The sequence below is a fragment of the Sulfuricella sp. genome, from assembly GCA_041651995.1.
Taxonomy (GTDB): domain Bacteria; phylum Pseudomonadota; class Gammaproteobacteria; order Burkholderiales; family Sulfuricellaceae; genus Sulfurimicrobium.
Map to the genome: position 1 here is coordinate 534,787 of JBAZID010000001.1, position 17,242 is coordinate 552,028.

Sequence of the window (17,242 nt, forward strand, 5' to 3'; positions counted from 1 at the left end):
ATCATGCGCCATCTTCTGCTTCCCTTCGCTCTCCTTCTGGCCGCCTTGCCAGCCCAGGCGCAACCGCCCGCGCCGCCACAGGACACCCGCCAACTGGTCGACATGCCGGATCTGCCGCGCAGCCTGATGCGCGCCGATATGCAGGACCATCTGATGGCACTGAATGAAATCATCGGCTACCTGGCAGAAAACAAGCTTGCCGCCGCAGCCGAAACCGCCGAACAACGCATGGGCCAGAGCTCCATGGGCAAGCACGCCTACATCGCGCGCGGCCAGGGGCCGGGCCGCTTCATGCCAAGCACCATGCAGCAGATGGGCTGGAACATGCACGACGCCGCGACAGAGTTCGCCAAGGTGGCGAAGAGCGGCAATAAGGCCAAGACCATGGCAGCACTGCAACAGGTGACTTCGAGCTGCGTGGCCTGCCATATGTCGTTCCGCACCCGTTAAACAGGATATCGCCATGAACGAACCCGCCAACACTCCCGACCCCGATTCCGCCAAGACCCTCGCCACCGTGGTCTATGCCCTGCAGGCGGCCTCCTTTTTCGTCGGCATCACCGCCATCGCCGCCATCGTGATCAACTACGTGAAAATCGACGACGTTCAGGGCACCTGGCTGGAATCGCACTTCCGCTGGCAGATGCGCACCTTCTGGTTCGGCCTGCTGTGGGGGGTGATCGGCAGCATCCTGCTCATCGTCCTGGTCGGCTGGTTCATCCTGGCCGCCGATGCCGTCTGGGTGATCTACCGCATCGTCAAGGGCTGGCTCAAGCTCAACGAAGGCAAGGAAGTGAATCCGGCGTAGAATATTTCCCTTACCCAAGTCAGGAAATCCATATGTCCCAGCCGAAAATCTCCCTGCCTCAGGACCAGCTTTCCCGCTTCTGCCGCCAGTGGAAAATCGCTGAATTCGCCCTGTTCGGCTCGGTGCTGCGCGATGATTTCCGGCCCGACAGTGACATTGACGTGCTGGTGACTTTTTTGCCCGATGCAAGCTGGAGTCTGTTCGATCACGTGGAAATGCGCGACGAACTGGCCGCCATGCTGGGGCGCAAGGTGGATTTGCTGACCCGCAATGCGGTCGAGCAAAGCCGCAATCAAATTCGCCGGCGCGCCATTCTGGAATCGGCCGAGGTCATTCATGCCGCAGCGTGATGCCGCCCACCTGGATGACATCCTGAAAGCCTCCGAGCTTATTCTGTCTTTTCTCGAAGGTGTTGATCAGGGCACATTTCACCGCGACCTGAAAACACAGTCTGCCGTGATTCGCCAGTTTGAAATTGTCGGCGAAGCCACAAAACGGGTTTCCCCGGAATTCAAGATCACCCATCCCGGCATTCCCTGGCGAAAGATGGCAGGTATGCGCGACATTCTGATTCATGCCTACGATACCGTGGATGTGAATGAAATCTGGTTTGCCGCAAGCCGCGACATTCCGGAACTTATCGCGCTCTTGCGCCAACTTCCTCCATTCGAAAGCACCACCCAATGAAATACCACGACCTGCGCGACTTTATCGCGCAACTGGAAAAGCAGGGCGAACTCAAGCGCATCAGCGCCGAAGTGGACCCTCGCCTGGAAATGACCGAAATCTGCGACCGCGTGCTGCGCGCCGAAGGACCGGCCATCCTGTTCGAGAATCCCAAGGGCCACAGCATCCCGGTGCTGGCCAACCTGTTCGGCACGCCGAAGCGGGTCGCCATGGGCATGGGGGAGGATTCGGTCGAAGCGCTACGCGAAGTCGGCAAGCTGCTGGCCTTCCTCAAGGAACCTGAACCGCCCAGGGGACTGAAAGACGCCTGGGACAAGCTGCCGATCTTCAAGCAGGTGCTCAACATGGCGCCGAAAGAGCTTTCCAGCGCACCCTGCCAGGAGGTGGTGTGGGAAGGCAAAGACGTCGATCTCGCCAAGCTGCCGATCCAGACCTGCTGGCCGGGCGACGTGGCGCCGCTCATCACCTGGGGGCTGGTGATTACCAAGGGACCATACAAGAAACGCCAGAACCTGGGCATCTACCGCCAGCAGGTGATCGCCCCCAACAAGGTCATCATGCGCTGGCTCGCCCATCGCGGCGGAGCGCTGGATTTGCGCGACTTCCAGGAAGCCCATCCGGGACAGCCCTTCCCCATCGCCGTTGCGCTCGGCGCCGACCCGGCCACGATACTCGGCGCGGTGACGCCGGTGCCGGATTCATTGAGCGAATACCAGTTTGCCGGCCTGCTGCGCGGCTCGAAAACCGAGCTGGTGAAATGCCTGGGCAATGACCTGCAAGTGCCCGCTTCGGCCGAGATCGTGCTCGAAGGCGTGATCCACCCTGGCGAAATGGCCCCGGAAGGCCCCTACGGCGATCACACCGGCTACTACAACGAAGTCGCCGAGTTCCCGGTGTTCACCATCGAGCGCATCACCCTGCGCAAGAACCCGATCTACCACAGCACCTACACCGGCAAGCCACCGGACGAGCCGGCCATCCTCGGCGTGGCGCTGAACGAAGTGTTCGTGCCTTTGCTGCAGAAGCAGTACCCGGAAATCACCGACTTCTACCTGCCGCCCGAAGGCTGCTCCTACCGCATGGCCATCGTCAGCATCAAGAAACAGTACCCTGGCCACGCCAAGCGCGTGCTGTTCGGGGTGTGGAGCTTCCTGCGCCAGTTCATGTACACCAAGTTCATCATCGTCACCGACGAGGACGTCAACATCCGCGACTGGAAGGAAGTGATCTGGGCCATGACCACCCGCGTCGATCCGGCGCGCGATACGCTGCTGGTGGAAAACACCCCCATCGACTACCTCGACTTCGCCAGCCCGGTCTCCGGCCTGGGCTCGAAAATGGGTATGGACGCGACCAACAAGTGGCCGGGTGAAACCAGCCGTGAATGGGGCCGGCCCATCGTCATGGATGAAGCGGTGAAGCGCCGGGTGGACGAGATGTGGCGGGAGCTGGGGCTGTGATTCTGAAACAGTTTGTTAACCACGGAGAACACGGAGGGCACGGAGTTAAAACAATTGACGACTTCGATTCTGCATCTGCCTGCCTGAAAAAACCCTATAACCATAGATCGCTTTTCTCCGTGCCCTCCGTGTTCTCCGTGGTTTCAAACCAAGGTTTTTAGGAATAAACCACCATGACCCAACCCCTCTCCCCCAAGAAGCGCCTGTTCGAGCAATTCGCCCGCGTGGCAAAATCCCTCGCCAGCGCCAACCGTCTGGAGCTGCTGGAAGCCCTCGCCCAGGGCGAACGCGGCGTGGACGCGTTGTCACAGGCCAGCGGTATGTCAATCGCCAACACCTCCCACCACCTGCAGATCCTGCGCGAGGGCGGCCTGGTGCAGTCGCGCAAGGAGGGGCTACAGGTCATCTACCGCCTCACGGGCGACGATGTCCTCCATCTCATCAGCGCCATGCACCAGGTGGCGGAAGCACATCTGGCCGAAGTGGACCGCATCGTGCGCGACAACTTCGAGAGCAAGGACAATCTCACCCCGCTACGGCGCGAGGAGTTGCTGGAGCAGGTGCGCGCCGGCGGCGCCATGGTGATCGACGTGCGCCCCCCGTCCGAATATGCCGCCGGCCACATCGAAGGCGCGGTCAACATCCCCCTCGACTCCCTCGCCGATCGGCTCGACCAGTTGCCGCGCGACCAGGAGATCGTCGCCTACTGCCGCGGCCCCTACTGCATGCTGGCCTTCGACGCCGTGGCCCGGCTGCGCGAGGAAGGCTTCCGCGCCCGCCGCCTGGAAGATGGCTTCCCCGAATGGAAAGCCGAGCAACGCCCCATCGGCGGAAAATAAGTCTGAAACTGCAATAGCGCGCCCCTCCCCGGGTGCGATTCAAACTGATGTGAAAATGCAGCCTGTAGGTTGGGTTGAGCGGCCCTATCGCGAAACCCAACAAATCTAAACAACAAAGCCGGCTCTTGAAGTTTGGGTTTGTTGGGTTTCGCAAAAAACCGCTCAACCCAACCTACGCATTTGTTCTACGCCACATCAGTTTGAATCGCGCCCCCCGCCCCCTGATAAAAAATCGTTGACACCCGCTCTCTTTCTCAGCACACTATTCAAGCGTTCATTTGAATTGCAAAACGAGGAGCCAGTATGCCCATTCTGCGCAACATCTTCATCGCCGCCACCCTGTGCGCCATTACTTCCCTGCCCGTCATGGCCGCTGATAACCCCGCGGTGAAAGCGCTGGAAGAATATTTCGAATTTTCCGAATACGGCGGCGCGACCATCCTGCCGGAGCAGATCCCGGCGGAGGACTGGAAGAAAATCCACGTCATCGACACCCGCGATGCCGAGCAATTCAACAAGGCCCATATTCCCGGCGCGGTGAACATCGACTGGCGCCAGGTACTTGGACGCCGCGCCGAGCTGCCTACCGACAGGATGGTGCTGCTGTACTGCAATGCCGGCACGCTCTCCTCCCAGGCCGGGCTGGCGCTGCGAGTGGCCGGGCTGGACAACGTGCGCATCCTGCAGGGCGGATTCAGCGAGTGGAAGGCCAAGGGCGGTTTTGACGCCAACCGGCGCGCGGCACGGCGTTCTGGCAAGAAGTAAAGGCAGGCGATTCAACCATACCGAAGGAGCTTGATATGTCATTCAACAAATTACGTTTTCCCCTTGTTCTGCTGCTGGCATTCGCGGCATTCCCCCACGTTTCCTACGCGGGCGGCCCGCCGGGTCAGGCGGTGCTCAACGGTCAAAAGGTGCTCACCCTGATCAGCCGCGACCCCCCCGGCGTGCGCTGCAACAACAACATGCAGATCGCCGCCGAGCTGTCCAATGTATACAAGCTGCCGGTCCAGATCGTCCCGGTGGCATTCGCCGGCGCTGGCGCCAAAGCCCCCGCGGTGTATTACGGCGACCAGCTGATCGCGGTGGACGAGGGCGAGCTGAATGGCATGGTGAGTTATGCCGAAATCGCCGACATCCTGGAAATCGAAAGCGTGCCGAAGCAGGATCAGCAGGGCCGCCTGATGGAAGTCAAAAAGGATTTCGATACCCTCAAGGCCGCCATCAAGGCGGGCAACTGACATGAGGCGGCTGGCGGCTGGCATTGTTGTTGCGCTGTCCTTCCCAGCCGCCCATGCCGGGGAGTTGCAGGCATGGGAAGGCTGGATCGTGGGCGGGCCGTGCGCCGAACGGCTCCAGGTGGCTGATTGCCCTTTGCATTACGTGGACCAGCCGGTGCTGTTGCTGGAAAACGGGCAGAAACTGGCTTTCCTGTCCGGCGAGGGCAAGGCCATTTCCGCCGAGGAGGTGGACAAGGCCTACGCCAAGAAAGTGCGCCTCAGCGGCGAGGTCAAGAGCGGCGTGCTGCACCCGGTCAAGCTCGACCTGCTGGAAATCAGCGGCGAGCGCAAGTTCTTCAAGGGCTGCCTGTGATCGGCCGCATCCTTCTTGTCATGCTGCTGACGGCAATGCTGGCACTGCCGGCGGGGGCGGGCACGCTGGATCGGGAGTTGGCCAAGGCGGCGGGAATGGAAGCCTATCCGGTGCCGCTCAAGGCGGCGGCATTCGAGCTGCCCGCGCTGACAGGCGAAGCGCGCGCCAAGGCGCATTACCGGGGCAAGGTGGTGCTGCTCAACTTCTGGGCTAGCTGGTGTCCGCCCTGCCGCGAAGAGTTTCCCTCGCTGGAACGCCTGCAGCAGGCCCTGGGCGGCAAGGATTTCACCGTGCTGGCGGTGAGCGTGCGCGACAGCGAGGACGGCATCGCCCGCTTCCTTGGTGGCCGCGCGCCGCCCTTCGACGTGCTGCTCGACACCGAGGGCAAGACCGCGCAGAACTACCGCGCCATGGGCGTGCCGGTGACCTATCTGCTCGACCGCGAGGGGCGCATGCTGGCAGGCAAGACCGGGCCGCAAGCGTGGGATAGCGCGGAAATGCAGCGGTTGATCCGCACGGCGATCGAGAAAGCTCAATGAGCCGCTTGGTAGTGGCCACCTCGGTTAATGAAACACCTTACAAGATTGCTCTGCGTTGTACCCCAAACCCCTCCCGGCCTCCCCTTATCAGGGGAGGTGACAGGCTCTCCCCCTGATAAGGGGGAGTTGGAGGGGGTTTGGCTCTAAACGAGATAAGGCAAGGAGAAGAAACATGCGTTTCATCTGGCTGATAGCAATGTGTCTACCGTTCGCCGTCCAGGCGGCAAACGAGCCGTCTTTCCTGGTTTCCACCGAACAGCTGGCGGCCGAGCTGAAGACCGGCAAGGTCCGCTTGCTCGACACCGAGAACGGCGAGAATTTCAGCCGCGCCCACCTCCCCGGCGCAGTCAACCTCTACTTCATGGATCTCGAGGACGCCGAGGAAAACGCCAAGACCGGCCAGCCGATCTTCCCGCAGTTGGCGGCTTCCAAGTTCGGCGCACTGGGGCTGACGCGCGAGGCCGACCTCGTGGTGTACGACAGCGGCGACGGGCGCGGCGCCTCGGCGGCGTGGTACATCCTGCGCTATCTCGGGCACGACAAGGTACGCGTCCTCGACGGCGGCTTCCGAAAGTGGCTCAAGGAGGGCCGCGCCGTAACCCAGGAAACGGCCAAGCCCGCCAAGGCGATTTACGCGGCCAAGCCGCGCACCGACTGGGCGGTGAAGACCGGCTCGCTGCCTGCGTCGGGCGCCCTGCTGCTGGACGCGCGCGGGCTGGCGGAGTTTTCCGGCAAGGATAACGGCGGCGCGCGCCAGGGCGGCCACATCCCGAACGCACGCAGCTTTCCCTGGAGCCAGTTGAGCGGCGACCTGGCGACCTTCAAGCAGGCCGAGGCGATGAAAAAAGCCCTGCTCGACGCCGGCATCACCCCGGACAAGGAAATCGTCACCTACTGCAACGGCGGCCTGGGACGCTCCACCTTCCTGTTCGCCGCACTCACCCAGCTCGGCTACGACAAGGTCAGGGTCTATCCCGGCTCGTGGATCGAGTGGGCCTCCGACCCGGCTCGGCCAATCGAGAGGTAGCTATGAAACGGCGCGATTTCCTCAAAAGCACCGCCTACTGCGGCTTGGCGTTGGCCTTCGGCGGGCCGCTCACCAGCCTGCGCGCATTTGCCGCCGCGCCCGGCCCGCTCCGCGCCTGGGAGAATCTTTACCGCCAGGAATTCCTCGGCACCCGTGGCGACGCCCAGGGCTTTGCTTTCCACTGCTCCAACTGCCAGGGCAACTGCGCCTGGAAGGTGTACGCCAAGGACGGCAAGGTGACGCGCGAGGAGCAGTCGGCCTCCTATCCGCAGATCAATCCGAACATCCCCGACGCCAACCCGCGCGGCTGCAACAAGGGGATTATTCATTCCAAACAGATGTACCAGGCCGACCGCCTGCTCCATCCCATGAAACGCACGGGCAAGCGCGGCGAAGGCCGATGGGAGCGGGTCTCCTGGGAGTCAGCCGCCGCCGACATCGCCACCCGCGTGGTGGACACCCTGACCCAGGACGGTCTCAGCGCGCTCATGCTGCACTGCGGCACCGGCATCCTCTCCCAGGGGCGGCGCGCCGGGCCGCTGCGCCTGGGGTCTCTTTTGGGTGCGCAGCGGCTTTACCCTGCCAGCGCGGTGGGCGACATGTTCACCGGCGCCTCGCTCGCTTATGGCATCGCCACCGTCGGCCATTCGCTGGATGCCTGGTTCGAGGCGAAAACCATCATCCTGTGGGGCATCAACGCGGCGGTGACGCGCATTCCCGACGCGCATTACCTGAGCGAGGCGCGCTACAACGGCGCCAAAATTTACTGCATCACGCCCGAATACAACGCCACCGCCAAGCTTTCCACCGACTGGGTGCCGGTCAAGGCGGGAACGGACAGCTTCCTGGCGATGTCGCTGCTGCACGTGCTGTTCCGCGATAACCTCATCGATACCGATTTCGTCCGCGAGCAGAGCGACCTGCCTTTCCTGGTGCGGCTCGATAACGGCGATCTGCTGCGTCACCGCGACCTGCGCGACAAGGGCAAGGACGACGTGTTCTACTGCTGGGACGAGGCGACCAACAGCGCCCAGACCATGCCCGGCACCATGGGGCATTTCAAGAAATCGCTGCGACTCGTCAAGCTCAAGCCCGCGCTGAGCGGCACTTGGGAAGTCAAGGGCAAGGACGGCAAGTCCATCCCCGTCACCACGGTGTACGAGCAGGCCCGCGCCGAGGCGCTGAAATTTCCGCCTGCGCTGACACGGGAGCAGACCGGCGTCCACCCCGATCTGGTGGAGCGCATGGCAAAAGACCTCGCGGGTGCCGACAAGGCCATCATCAACATCGGTTTCTCGCTGCACAAGTACGTTTCCGGCACCATGACCTGCTGGGGCGCGGCGCTGGCCTGCGCGCTGACCGGCCACGCGGGGGAGCGCGGCGGGCTGGACACCGAGAACAACTGGAGTCTGGGCGGCATCGGGCCGCTCTCCAGCCCCAAGCCGGCGCGCTTCGCCTCCGGTTTCTTCAGCGAATGGATGAACGGCGGCATGGAGGAAACCATGCGGCGCCATTACTCCGACGCCCACCTGAAAAGCACGGCCGGATTTGACCACGCCGAAACCGCCCATCTCGCGGAGAAGTTCCGCCAGACCAGCAACGCCTATTTCGGCAAGCCCAAGGCTGTGCTGCTGTTCGCCGACAACATGCTGCAGCGCAACAAGTCGGAGTCGAACTACCGGCGCAACTTCATCGAAAGCCTGGAGCTGTTCGTCAACGTCAACCACCGCATGGATTCCACCGCGCTGTGGGCGGACTACGTGCTGCCGGCCAAGAGCCAGTACGAAAGCTGGGACCTGCGCGGCGAACTCGGTTACCACCGTTTCTGCAACATCACCGTGCCGCCCAAGGGGCTGAAGCCGGTGGGTGAGACCAAATCTGAATGGGAAATCTGCCTGCTGCTGGCCCAGGCGATCTCGAAAGAGGCGCAGAAACGCGGTATCGCGGCCATCCCCGACCCGGACTATCTCGAAACCAAGGGCGACAAGGCCGCGCCGGTGATGCGCGACCTTCAGCGCCTGCCGGAGGATTTCACGGACGGCGGCAAGCTGATGACCGACGAGGACGTGGTGCGCTGGGTGATGAACAACGTCCCGGCGATCAAGCCGTGGACGCCGGAGGATGCGATGAAGCGCGGCTTCGTCACGCTCAACCGCGAGGCGGGTTTCAACTCGCCGCTCTATGCCAACCGGCCGTTCCATTCCTTCGAGTACAACGTCTACCTGCGCCAGCCCTACAAGACCCTGTCCGGGCGGCAGCAGTTCTATGTTGATCACCCGGTGTTCAAGAAGCTGGGCTGCCCCACGCCCACGGCGATGAAGCCGTTGCGGCCCAATACCTTCCCCTTCGCCTTCTACACGCCCCACACCCGCCATGGCATCCATTCCCAGTGGCGCAGCAACACCCTGCTGCTGCGCCTGCAGCGCGGCGAGCCTTATATCTGGCTCAACCCCCGGACGGCTGCGGGGAAAGGCATCGCCGAGGGCGACCCGGTGCGGGTGTTCAACGACATCGGAGCATTTCAGGCGCGCGCCAAGCTGATGCCGGGCGTGCCGCCGGATTCGGTGGTGATGGACCATGCCTGGGAGCCCTACCAGTTCAAGCAACGCCTCGGCCTCAACAACGCCGTGGCCGGGCTGCTCTCGCCGCTGGAACTGGTGGACGGCTGGGGCCACCTCACCTTCAACCCCAACTGGGACGGCAACATGATCGCCTTCGAATCGGCGGTGGATGTGGAGAAGGAGACGGAGGCATGAGACAGCTCGGCATGGTCATCGACCTCAACAAATGCATCGGCTGCCAGACCTGCACCCTGGCCTGCAAGACCCAGTGGACCGACCGGGGCGGGCGCGAGTTCATGTACTGGAACCACGTCGAAACCAGGCCCGGCCTGGGCTACCCGCGCGACTGGGAAAAGGCCGGCGGCGGCTGGGACAACGGCAAGCTCAAGCCCGGGCGGCTGCCGCGCCTGGCGGAAGATTACGGCGTGCCGGCAGAGTTCAACCACGACGCGCTATTCGAGCCGGGCGACGCCCCGCTGCGCCCGAAGGAGACGATGCAGTGGGGGCCGAACTGGCAGGAAGACCAGGGCGCGGGCGAATTTCCCAACAGCCATTTCTTCTACCTGCCGCGCCTGTGCAACCACTGCACCAAGCCCGCGTGCCTCGCCGCCTGCCCGCGCCAGGCAATCTACAAGCGCGAGCAGGACGGCATCGTGCTGATCGACCAGGAGCGCTGCCGCGGCTACCGCTACTGTGTCGCCGCCTGCCCCTACAAGAAGATTTACTTCAACCCGCTGGCGGGCAAATCCGAAAAGTGCATTTTCTGCTATCCGCGCGTGGAAAGCGGCCTGCCCCAGGCCTGCGCCTACCAGTGCGTCGGGCGGGCGCGCCACGTCGCCTATCTGGACGACACTGGCGGGGCGGTGCACCGGCTGGTCAACGAATGGAAGGTGGCGCTACCGCTTCACCCCGAGCACGGCACCCAGCCCAATGTCTATTACGTGCCGCCGCTGTCGCCTTCCACCTTCGACGCTGATGGCAAACCCACCGGCCAGCCGCGCATTCCTGACGAATATCTGGAAGAACTGTTCGGGCCGGCGGTTCATGCCGCGCTGGCCACCCTGAAGCAGGAAATCGCCCGGAAGGAAAAGGGCGAACCCTCGGCGATGATGGACCTGCTGATCGCATTCCGCCACGGCGACATGTTTAGGCTGAACCCGCCCAAGGAGGGATGATGAAGCCTATGCGCTTAAATATATGTAGGTCGGCCTTCAGGCCGACAACTCGGCCTGAAGGCCGACCTACATCAAGCCGCGAATACTTGATGCTCGCCTCTCTATTGTTGCCGCTGCTGGCACCGGGCAGCGCGCTCGCGGCGCCCTCCGAACTCGACCTGCTGCGCCAGGCGGGGCGGGTCATGGAGGCAGGCGTCACTACGGACATGCCACCGCTGGCCCCAGGCGACCCGGCCTGGGGCACAGCGCCCGCAATGCTGCTCAAGATCTATCCCCAGCGCAGCACGGCGCCCGGCTTCGAGGAGGCCGCTCCGGCCACGCTGAAAGTGCAGGCGCTGGCGGGGAAAGGCCATCTCGCGCTGAGGCTGGCGTGGGCGGACAAAAGCGAGGACCGGCTTGACCCCAAAAGCACCGACCGCTTCGCCGATGCGGCGGCGGTGCAGTTTCCCGCCAGGCCGGGGCGGCTTCTGCCTTACATCGGCATGGGTGAGCCGAACAATCCGGTTTCATTGTGGTTCTGGCGCGCCGGAACGGTGCCCGAACTGGCCGAGGCGCGCGGTTTCGGCTCCTTGAGCGCACGACCGGGCACAGGTCCGGAAGTCGATGCGGTACATGGCGCAGGCGAATGGGCGGTGGTTCTGCGAGCGCCGCTTGCAGCCAATGCGGGCAGCCCCCTGCCGGTCGCTTTCGCTGTCTGGGACGGTGCGGCCCAAGGGCGAGACGGGCGCAAATGGCTGTCATCCTGGCAACTGCTGCGCCTGCCCGGCATGCGGGACGACCGGGCGCGGCTGCGCGCTTACGCCGCCGAGGCGTTCACGGTGGGCAACGCCATGCGCGGCGAGAAACTGGCGGCGGAGCGCGGCTGTAGCGCCTGCCACCGCCTGCCCGACGGGCCGGCCTTCGACACCGGCCCCGCCCTGCTCAACGCCGGCGGCATCCACTGGCCGGGCTATATGCGGCGCGCAATTCTGCAATCTTCTTCCTTTATCGTACCGGGCAAGGGCTATGGCGCCAACGGCGTTTCCCTGATGCCCGACATGGAATGGCGCGACGGGGAAGTGGAAGACCTGGTGGCTTATCTGACTTCGTTAAAGTAAAGGAGAGCAACATGAAAACTCTATTCATCCTCAACGATCCGCCCTACGGCACCGAGCGCAGCTACAACGGCTTTCGCCTGGCGCGGGCGCTGACAAAGATCGAGGGCAACGAAATCCGCGTGTTCCTGCTGGGCGATGCGGCCCTGTGCGCCAAGGCGGGACAGAAGGTGCCGCAAGGCTATTACAACATCGAGTTCTTCGCCCAGAGCATCCTGAAGCGCGGCGGGGAGATCGGCGTATGCGGGGTGTGCATGGATGCGCGGGGATTGAAGGATGAAGAACTCATCCCGGGCAGCCAGCACAGCACGCTGGAGCATCTGGCCGAGTGGACCCTATGGGCGGAGAAGGTGCTCACGTTTTGAACGTATGGGCGTCTCTAATGTTGAATACTTGCAGTCAACATAAAACGCATGGATGCCATAGATGCTCTGGCGCGCCCACATCCTGACGGTCATTGCGAGCGTAGCGAAGCAATCTTGTTTTGTTGAATTCAACGACAAAGATCAGATTGCTTCGCTACGCTCGCAATGACAGTTGACACATCATCCAGGATATTTCATGAAAAAAATCACCATCATAGGCACCGGTTTTGCCGCGCTGGCTGCAGTACGCAAGCTGCGCGCGCGCGACCCCGAAGCGGAAATCACCGTCATCGGCAGGAAGGCCGAATTCGTTTATCAGCCCAGCCTGATCTGGATTCCTTCCGGCCTGCGCCAGCCGGAAGACCTGGTGGTTCCGCTGGAGGGTTTTTTCCGGCGCATGCGGGTGAAATTTCACCCTGGCGAAGCGACCGGCCTCAGGGACGGTGGACGGGTGGTGCTCACCGATGCCGGGGAGGTGGAAAACGACGGCCTGATCATCGCCAGCGGCGGGCGCTTCATCAGGAAACTGCCCGGCATCGAGCATGCCATCACGCCATGCGAAGGGGTGACCGCAGCGCTCAGGATTCGCGACCGGCTGCGGGAAATGCAGGGCGGCACCATCGCCCTCGGCTTCGGCGGCAATCCCAACGAGCCTTCCGCCATGCGCGGCGGGCCGCTGTTCGAATTCCTCTTCGGCCTGCACACACAATTGCTGCGCGAAGGCCGGCGCGACCGTTTCAGGCTGGTGTTCTTCAACCCGATGGCGGAGCCGGGCAAGCGCCTCGGCGGCAAGGCGGTGAAGGGGCTGCTTGCCGCCATGGCGGCGCGCGGCATCGAAACTCACCTGGGCCACAAGATCACCGGCTTCGCGGCGGACAAGGTGATGACCGAGGGCGGCGACATCCCCGCCGATCTGATCCTGTTCATGCCCGGCATGACCGGCAACGCCTGGTTCGACAGCACCGAACTGCCGCGCTCGCCGGGCGGGTTGCTCAAGGCGGACCAATACTGCCATGTCGAGGGATGGGACAAGGTTTACGTGGCCGGCGATTCCGGCAGTTTCCCCGGCCCCGACTGGATGCCGAAGCAGGCGCACATGGCCGAGCTGCAGGCCGCCGCCGCGGCGGCCAACCTGCTGGCCGAGCTGGACGGGCGCGCGCCGTCGCACACCTTCAGGGTCGAATTGATGTGCATTATGGATACACTCGACGCTGGCATGTTCATCTGGCGCACGCCCGGAATGAGCGTGATGCTGCCCCCGCTTTCCGGGATGCACTGGCTGAAGCGCTTGTATGAATGGTGGTATTTGCGGCGCCTGATTTCGTAGGTCGGGCTTTAGCCCGAAAAAATAGCAAACAATGTCGGGCTGAAGCCCGACCTACGAAACGACCTCATCGGAGAAGCCCTGTAGGTCAGGCTTCTCCCCGGCCAATGCACCCGAGGACAAGAGCCCGGCAAGTCGGCGTAATAATTTTACGCTCTTATATTCTAAAGTTCGTTTGAATAGTTTATTATTAACCCTGCAAACTTTAGAGCGTAGGAGGCAGCATGATTTTCCTGGCCATTATTTCCGGTGCGATCACCGGCATCGTGTTGGGTTTGTTCGGCAGCGGCGGTTCCATCATCGCCATGCCGGCGCTGATGTACCTGCTCGACGTGGAGGCCAAATCGGCCATCGCCATGAGCATGGGCATCGTCGCCGTTACCGCCACGATTTCGGGCTGGGACAACTGGCGGCGCGGCAATGTGGATCTCAAGGTGGCGATGTGGTTCGGCCTGTTCGGCGTGATCGGCACCTACGGCGGCGCCCGTCTCGGGGTTTACACGCCGGTACAGGTACAGCTCACCCTGTTCGCCCTGGTGATGTATGCCGCTGCCTGGAAGATGCTGCAGCCCAAAAAGCAGCCAGCCGCCCAACTGGCCACGGCGGGCGGCCCGCCACTGCCGGAAGATGAAGTCATTTCGGCGCACATGGGGCATATCGCGGCGCACGGCGTCGGTGTCGGCATTCTGACCGGCCTGGTGGGCGTAGGCGGCGGCTTCCTGATCGTGCCGGCGCTGGTGCTGCTGTCCGGCATTCCGATGAAGCTCGCCATCGGCACCTCGCTGGTCATTGTCGCCGCCAAGTCCTACTCCGGTTTTGCCGGTTATGTCGGGGCGGTGCCGGTGGACTGGACCACCATGGCTTTGTTCACCACCGTCACGGTGGCCGGCAGCTTCATCGGCACGCGCGTTGCGCATCGCTTCTCGCAGGAGACACTGAAGCGCAGCTTCGGCGTGTTCCTGGTGTTCGTGGCGAGCTACATTCTGCTCAAGACCGTGCTGTAAGGAGAAACGAGCATGAGCTACACTATTCATATCGAAGCCAACAATCCGCCCGGCAAGCGCTGCACCCTGTATATCCGCTACGCAGAGAAAATCGGCCAGCATCTCGGCACGCCATTTTCCGCCATCTTCCACTCGCCCCATCCGGTGCAAGGGCGGATTGCGCCAGCCTTGCTGGTGGGGGGCGTGGCGCTGGTTCCTGCGAATGGCGAAGTGCTGTTGCCGCGGGATGTCTGCGCCGCATTGGCCGATGCGCCGGTAGAATTGCTGGAAATCCTGACCGGGGTACACCAGGCCACGATGACCGGCTGAACCCCTCTTCAACTTAAATAAAGGGAAAATCATGCCGCAACCGATGAGCGAAAACCAAACCGGCCTTTCCACCCGCTGCGTGCATGGCGGCGAGTTGAAAGATGCCCAGGGCTCGCCGCACACGCCGATCTACACCACCACGACTTTCAAATTCGATTCCACCGCCGATCTGCTTGACGTGGTGGAAGGGCGCAAGGCGGGCAGTCTCTATACCCGCTACGGCCTCAATCCCACCATCCGCGCGCTGGAAGAGAAGCTCGCCAGCCTCGAAGGCGCGGAAGCGGCCTGGGCCTTCAGCTCCGGCATGGCGGCGGAAGTGGCGCTGTTCCTCACGCATGGCCGCAAGGGTATCGTCTGCATCGGCGATGCCTACGGCGGCACCATGGAACTGCTGGCCAGCCAGTTGCCCGAACTGGGCATCCCCACCTGGTTTCTGCTGGGCAGCGAACTGGACGGGCTGAAAACCTTCCTGGAACAGGGCGCGGGACTGGTGTTTTTCGAGACGCCCACCAATCCCACCCTGGAAGTGCTGGATGTCGCCGCCATCAGCGACACGGCGCACGAATACGGCGCGCTGGTGGCGGTGGACAATACCTTCGCCTCGCCGGTAAACCAGAACCCGCTCGAACTCGGCGCGGACTTCGTGATTCACAGCGCCACCAAGTACCTCGGTGGCCATAGCGACCTCACCGCCGGCGCCCTGATGGGCTCGACCCACCTGCTCGCCCCGGTGTGGCCATGGCGCAAGAACCTCGGCACCACCATCGCCCCGGAAATCGCCGCGCTGCTGATGCGCAGCATTCGCACCCTGGTGGTGCGGGTGGAGCGCCAGAACGCCACGGCGCAGGCGGTGGCCGAAGCGATGGCGCAGCATCCCAAAGTGTCGCGCGTGCTTTATCCCGGCCTGCCCGGCTTCCCCGGCCACGGCGTGGCGCGGAAACAGATGAAGGGCTATGGCGGTATGCTGACGCTCGAAATCAAGGGTGGCTACGAGGATGCGGTGCGCGCCGTGGACCGGCTCAAGCTGTTCGCCATCGCGCCCAGCCTGGGCGGGGTGGAAAGCCTCGCCACCATGCCGGTGACCACCACCCACCACGGCCTGGCCCCGGCGGAACGGGCGCGGCGCGGCATTTCCGACACCATGATCCGGCTTTCCGCCGGTCTGGAGGATGCCGCCGACCTGATCGCCGATTTGGAGCAGGCGCTGGGTTAGCGCGCTACGGACCCCACGAATCGTGTGCGAACTTTTCGGCATGTCCGCCAGCTGCCCCGTGAGCGCGAAGGGATCGCTCCGTGAATTCCGCCTGCGCGGCGGACTGGCGGCGGACAACCCGGACGGATGGGGGCTCGCCTGGCTGGAAAATGGTGAATTTCAGCTTTCCAAGGAGCCACTGCCGGCACACCAGAGCGCGATATTTGAAAATTTGTGCGAAACCACGCGCTCGAACCTGATCGTCGCACATATACGCAAGGCGAAGTTTCCGCCCATCAACACCCTGAACAACACCCATCCTTTCCAGCGCGTATGCTGCGGGAGAGGGTGGGTGTTTGCCCACAATGGCCTGGTGCCGGATATTGTGGAAATGGAACAGGCAAACGACAGCCCGATCTGCTGGCCAACGGGAGACACCGATTCGGAGTATGCCTTTTGCCATCTCCTGAGCCACATTGCCCAGAACATCCGTCACTCTCCTGCCGCCGACAGTAGCGCTTCGTTCGCAACCGTGGCAATGGTCAGCGAACTGATCGCCTCGCACGGCAAGTTTAATTTCCTCATGTCCGAAGGGGAGTACCTGATTGCCTATGGCCACGACCGGCTGCACTACCTGGAACGGCACTCTGCCGCCGCCGCGAGCGTCATGATCGTCACCGAGCCACTGAACGGGGATGCGGGATGGACGCCCTTCGCCGCTGGAGAACTGCGCATCTACCGCCTCGGCAAACTGGCCGGACGGCTCATCACCCGGCCGCATCAAACCGGCCACCACTAAAGGAGTACGACATCATGAATCCTTCCAAAAACGTATCCATCATGTGTTTCCACGACGAGCTCTGCCAGGTCTTCAATGCCTTGATGACTGCGCTTTCGCTGTTGCGCAACGGCGCCAGGGTGACGATTTTTTTCGGCTCGCGCGGTGTTTTTGCCGTGCACAAGGAGCATGTGAACAGTCTTGTCTGTATGCCGGACATGCCCGAACTGGGGGCGGAGGTGACGGCGCGCATGGACGAGCTTGGCTTGCCGCTGCCGGAGGACATGTTTGTCGCGCTCGTGGCAGAAGGGGCCACCCTGCTGGCCTGTCCGCTGAATGTCCCGCTCTTCGGCATGAGCGCCAGCGACCTCGTGGACGGGGTAAAAGTGGCCGACCCAGCCACATATTACAAGGACGTGGTCATCCAGGCAGACATGAACCTGACCTTCTGATTTGAACGCTCTACCGGTATCCCCGGCGGGGTGTC

At 62.9% G+C, this 17,242-nt stretch carries 21 protein-coding genes; all 21 read left to right on the plus strand.

Annotated elements, in window-relative coordinates; genetic code table 11:
* Nucleotides 1–3: 3 nt before the first annotated feature.
* The 21 genes from WC392_02540 to WC392_02640 all read left to right on the plus strand — a co-directional run bounded on the left by WC392_02540 (nt 4) and on the right by WC392_02640 (nt 17,207).
* Nucleotides 4–450, plus strand: a complete 447-nt coding sequence (locus tag WC392_02540; GenBank protein MFA5241235.1) for a cytochrome c — start codon at nt 4–6, stop codon at nt 448–450.
* 13 nt (nt 451–463) lie between these two features.
* The gene (locus WC392_02545; protein MFA5241236.1) at nt 464–808 is read left to right on the plus strand and encodes a hypothetical protein; all 345 of its coding nucleotides are present in this window, start codon (nt 464–466) and stop codon (nt 806–808) included.
* Between the two features lie 32 nt (nt 809–840).
* Entirely contained in the window at nt 841–1,158 is a 318-nt protein-coding gene (locus WC392_02550) for a nucleotidyltransferase family protein (GenBank protein ID MFA5241237.1), read from the plus strand.
* Nucleotides 1,145–1,495, plus strand: a complete 351-nt coding sequence (locus WC392_02555) for a DUF86 domain-containing protein (GenBank protein MFA5241238.1) — start codon at nt 1,145–1,147, stop codon at nt 1,493–1,495. Before WC392_02550 ends, WC392_02555 begins: the two co-directional genes overlap by 14 nt.
* Nucleotides 1,492–2,955 carry a 4-hydroxy-3-polyprenylbenzoate decarboxylase gene (gene ubiD, locus WC392_02560; protein MFA5241239.1) on the plus strand — a complete coding sequence of 488 codons (1,464 nt, stop codon included), beginning with the start codon at nt 1,492–1,494 and terminating at the stop codon, nt 2,953–2,955. The genes WC392_02555 and ubiD overlap by 4 nt, the downstream gene beginning before the upstream one ends.
* Nucleotides 2,956–3,128: 173 nt before the next feature.
* A complete protein-coding gene (locus tag WC392_02565) occupies nt 3,129–3,794 on the plus strand; it encodes a metalloregulator ArsR/SmtB family transcription factor (protein MFA5241240.1) in 666 nt (221 codons plus the stop codon).
* 303 nt (nt 3,795–4,097) lie between these two features.
* Entirely contained in the window at nt 4,098–4,559 is a 462-nt protein-coding gene (locus WC392_02570) for a rhodanese-like domain-containing protein (GenBank protein ID MFA5241241.1), read from the plus strand.
* Nucleotides 4,560–4,594: 35 nt separating this feature from the next.
* Entirely contained in the window at nt 4,595–5,035 is a 441-nt protein-coding gene (locus WC392_02575; GenBank protein ID MFA5241242.1) for a hypothetical protein, read from the plus strand.
* Nucleotide 5,036: 1 nt separating this feature from the next.
* The gene (locus WC392_02580) at nt 5,037–5,387 is read left to right on the plus strand and encodes a hypothetical protein (GenBank protein ID MFA5241243.1); all 351 of its coding nucleotides are present in this window, start codon (nt 5,037–5,039) and stop codon (nt 5,385–5,387) included.
* On the plus strand, nt 5,384–5,926 hold the full coding sequence (locus WC392_02585) for a TlpA disulfide reductase family protein (protein ID MFA5241244.1): 543 nt from the start codon (nt 5,384–5,386) through the stop codon (nt 5,924–5,926). Before WC392_02580 ends, WC392_02585 begins: the two co-directional genes overlap by 4 nt.
* Nucleotides 5,927–6,098: 172 nt before the next feature.
* Complete coding sequence (locus WC392_02590) at nt 6,099–6,953, plus strand: sulfurtransferase (protein ID MFA5241245.1); 855 nt, start codon at nt 6,099–6,101, stop codon at nt 6,951–6,953.
* 2 nt (nt 6,954–6,955) lie between these two features.
* Entirely contained in the window at nt 6,956–9,709 is a 2,754-nt protein-coding gene (locus WC392_02595) for a molybdopterin-dependent oxidoreductase (protein MFA5241246.1), read from the plus strand.
* Complete coding sequence (locus WC392_02600) at nt 9,706–10,689, plus strand: 4Fe-4S dicluster domain-containing protein (protein MFA5241247.1); 984 nt, start codon at nt 9,706–9,708, stop codon at nt 10,687–10,689. The genes WC392_02595 and WC392_02600 overlap by 4 nt, the downstream gene beginning before the upstream one ends.
* 89 nt (nt 10,690–10,778) lie before the next feature.
* On the plus strand, nt 10,779–11,786 hold the full coding sequence (locus WC392_02605; GenBank protein ID MFA5241248.1) for an ethylbenzene dehydrogenase-related protein: 1,008 nt from the start codon (nt 10,779–10,781) through the stop codon (nt 11,784–11,786).
* 11 nt (nt 11,787–11,797) lie between these two features.
* On the plus strand, nt 11,798–12,148 hold the full coding sequence (locus WC392_02610) for a DsrE family protein (GenBank protein MFA5241249.1): 351 nt from the start codon (nt 11,798–11,800) through the stop codon (nt 12,146–12,148).
* Nucleotides 12,149–12,344: 196 nt separating this feature from the next.
* Nucleotides 12,345–13,475, plus strand: a complete 1,131-nt coding sequence (locus WC392_02615) for an FAD-dependent oxidoreductase (GenBank protein ID MFA5241250.1) — start codon at nt 12,345–12,347, stop codon at nt 13,473–13,475.
* Between the two features lie 221 nt (nt 13,476–13,696).
* Nucleotides 13,697–14,476, plus strand: coding sequence for a sulfite exporter TauE/SafE family protein (locus WC392_02620; GenBank protein MFA5241251.1), 780 nt, complete (start codon nt 13,697–13,699; stop codon nt 14,474–14,476).
* Between the two features lie 12 nt (nt 14,477–14,488).
* Nucleotides 14,489–14,785, plus strand: a complete 297-nt coding sequence (locus WC392_02625; GenBank protein MFA5241252.1) for a hypothetical protein — start codon at nt 14,489–14,491, stop codon at nt 14,783–14,785.
* A 43-nt stretch (nt 14,786–14,828) separates the two neighbouring features.
* Nucleotides 14,829–15,998, plus strand: a complete 1,170-nt coding sequence (locus WC392_02630) for an aminotransferase class I/II-fold pyridoxal phosphate-dependent enzyme (protein MFA5241253.1) — start codon at nt 14,829–14,831, stop codon at nt 15,996–15,998.
* A 22-nt stretch (nt 15,999–16,020) separates the two neighbouring features.
* On the plus strand, nt 16,021–16,776 hold the full coding sequence (locus WC392_02635; GenBank protein MFA5241254.1) for a class II glutamine amidotransferase: 756 nt from the start codon (nt 16,021–16,023) through the stop codon (nt 16,774–16,776).
* Between the two features lie 14 nt (nt 16,777–16,790).
* Entirely contained in the window at nt 16,791–17,207 is a 417-nt protein-coding gene (locus WC392_02640; protein ID MFA5241255.1) for a DsrE/DsrF/DrsH-like family protein, read from the plus strand.
* Nucleotides 17,208–17,242 lie beyond the last annotated feature (35 nt).

Bases quoted from the DNA above. Each gene is read 5' to 3' on its own strand.
- WC392_02610 (MFA5241249.1), top strand. From the start codon at position 11,798: ATGAAAACTCTATTCATCCTCAACGATCCGCCCTACGGCACCGAGCGC.
- WC392_02595 (MFA5241246.1), top strand. From the start codon at position 6,956: ATGAAACGGCGCGATTTCCTCAAAAGCACCGCCTACTGCGGCTTGGCG.
- WC392_02590 (MFA5241245.1), top strand. From the start codon at position 6,099: ATGCGTTTCATCTGGCTGATAGCAATGTGTCTACCGTTCGCCGTCCAG.
- WC392_02540 (MFA5241235.1), top strand. From the start codon at position 4: ATGCGCCATCTTCTGCTTCCCTTCGCTCTCCTTCTGGCCGCCTTGCCA.
- WC392_02575 (MFA5241242.1), top strand. From the start codon at position 4,595: ATGTCATTCAACAAATTACGTTTTCCCCTTGTTCTGCTGCTGGCATTC.
- WC392_02640 (MFA5241255.1), top strand. From the start codon at position 16,791: ATGAATCCTTCCAAAAACGTATCCATCATGTGTTTCCACGACGAGCTC.
- WC392_02605 (MFA5241248.1), top strand. From the start codon at position 10,779: ATGCTCGCCTCTCTATTGTTGCCGCTGCTGGCACCGGGCAGCGCGCTC.
- WC392_02600 (MFA5241247.1), top strand. From the start codon at position 9,706: ATGAGACAGCTCGGCATGGTCATCGACCTCAACAAATGCATCGGCTGC.
- WC392_02550 (MFA5241237.1), top strand. From the start codon at position 841: ATGTCCCAGCCGAAAATCTCCCTGCCTCAGGACCAGCTTTCCCGCTTC.
- ubiD (MFA5241239.1), top strand. From the start codon at position 1,492: ATGAAATACCACGACCTGCGCGACTTTATCGCGCAACTGGAAAAGCAG.
- WC392_02630 (MFA5241253.1), top strand. From the start codon at position 14,829: ATGAGCGAAAACCAAACCGGCCTTTCCACCCGCTGCGTGCATGGCGGC.
- WC392_02580 (MFA5241243.1), top strand. From the start codon at position 5,037: ATGAGGCGGCTGGCGGCTGGCATTGTTGTTGCGCTGTCCTTCCCAGCC.
- WC392_02615 (MFA5241250.1), top strand. From the start codon at position 12,345: ATGAAAAAAATCACCATCATAGGCACCGGTTTTGCCGCGCTGGCTGCA.
- WC392_02620 (MFA5241251.1), top strand. From the start codon at position 13,697: ATGATTTTCCTGGCCATTATTTCCGGTGCGATCACCGGCATCGTGTTG.
- WC392_02625 (MFA5241252.1), top strand. From the start codon at position 14,489: ATGAGCTACACTATTCATATCGAAGCCAACAATCCGCCCGGCAAGCGC.
- WC392_02555 (MFA5241238.1), top strand. From the start codon at position 1,145: ATGCCGCAGCGTGATGCCGCCCACCTGGATGACATCCTGAAAGCCTCC.
- WC392_02570 (MFA5241241.1), top strand. From the start codon at position 4,098: ATGCCCATTCTGCGCAACATCTTCATCGCCGCCACCCTGTGCGCCATT.
- WC392_02545 (MFA5241236.1), top strand. From the start codon at position 464: ATGAACGAACCCGCCAACACTCCCGACCCCGATTCCGCCAAGACCCTC.
- WC392_02565 (MFA5241240.1), top strand. From the start codon at position 3,129: ATGACCCAACCCCTCTCCCCCAAGAAGCGCCTGTTCGAGCAATTCGCC.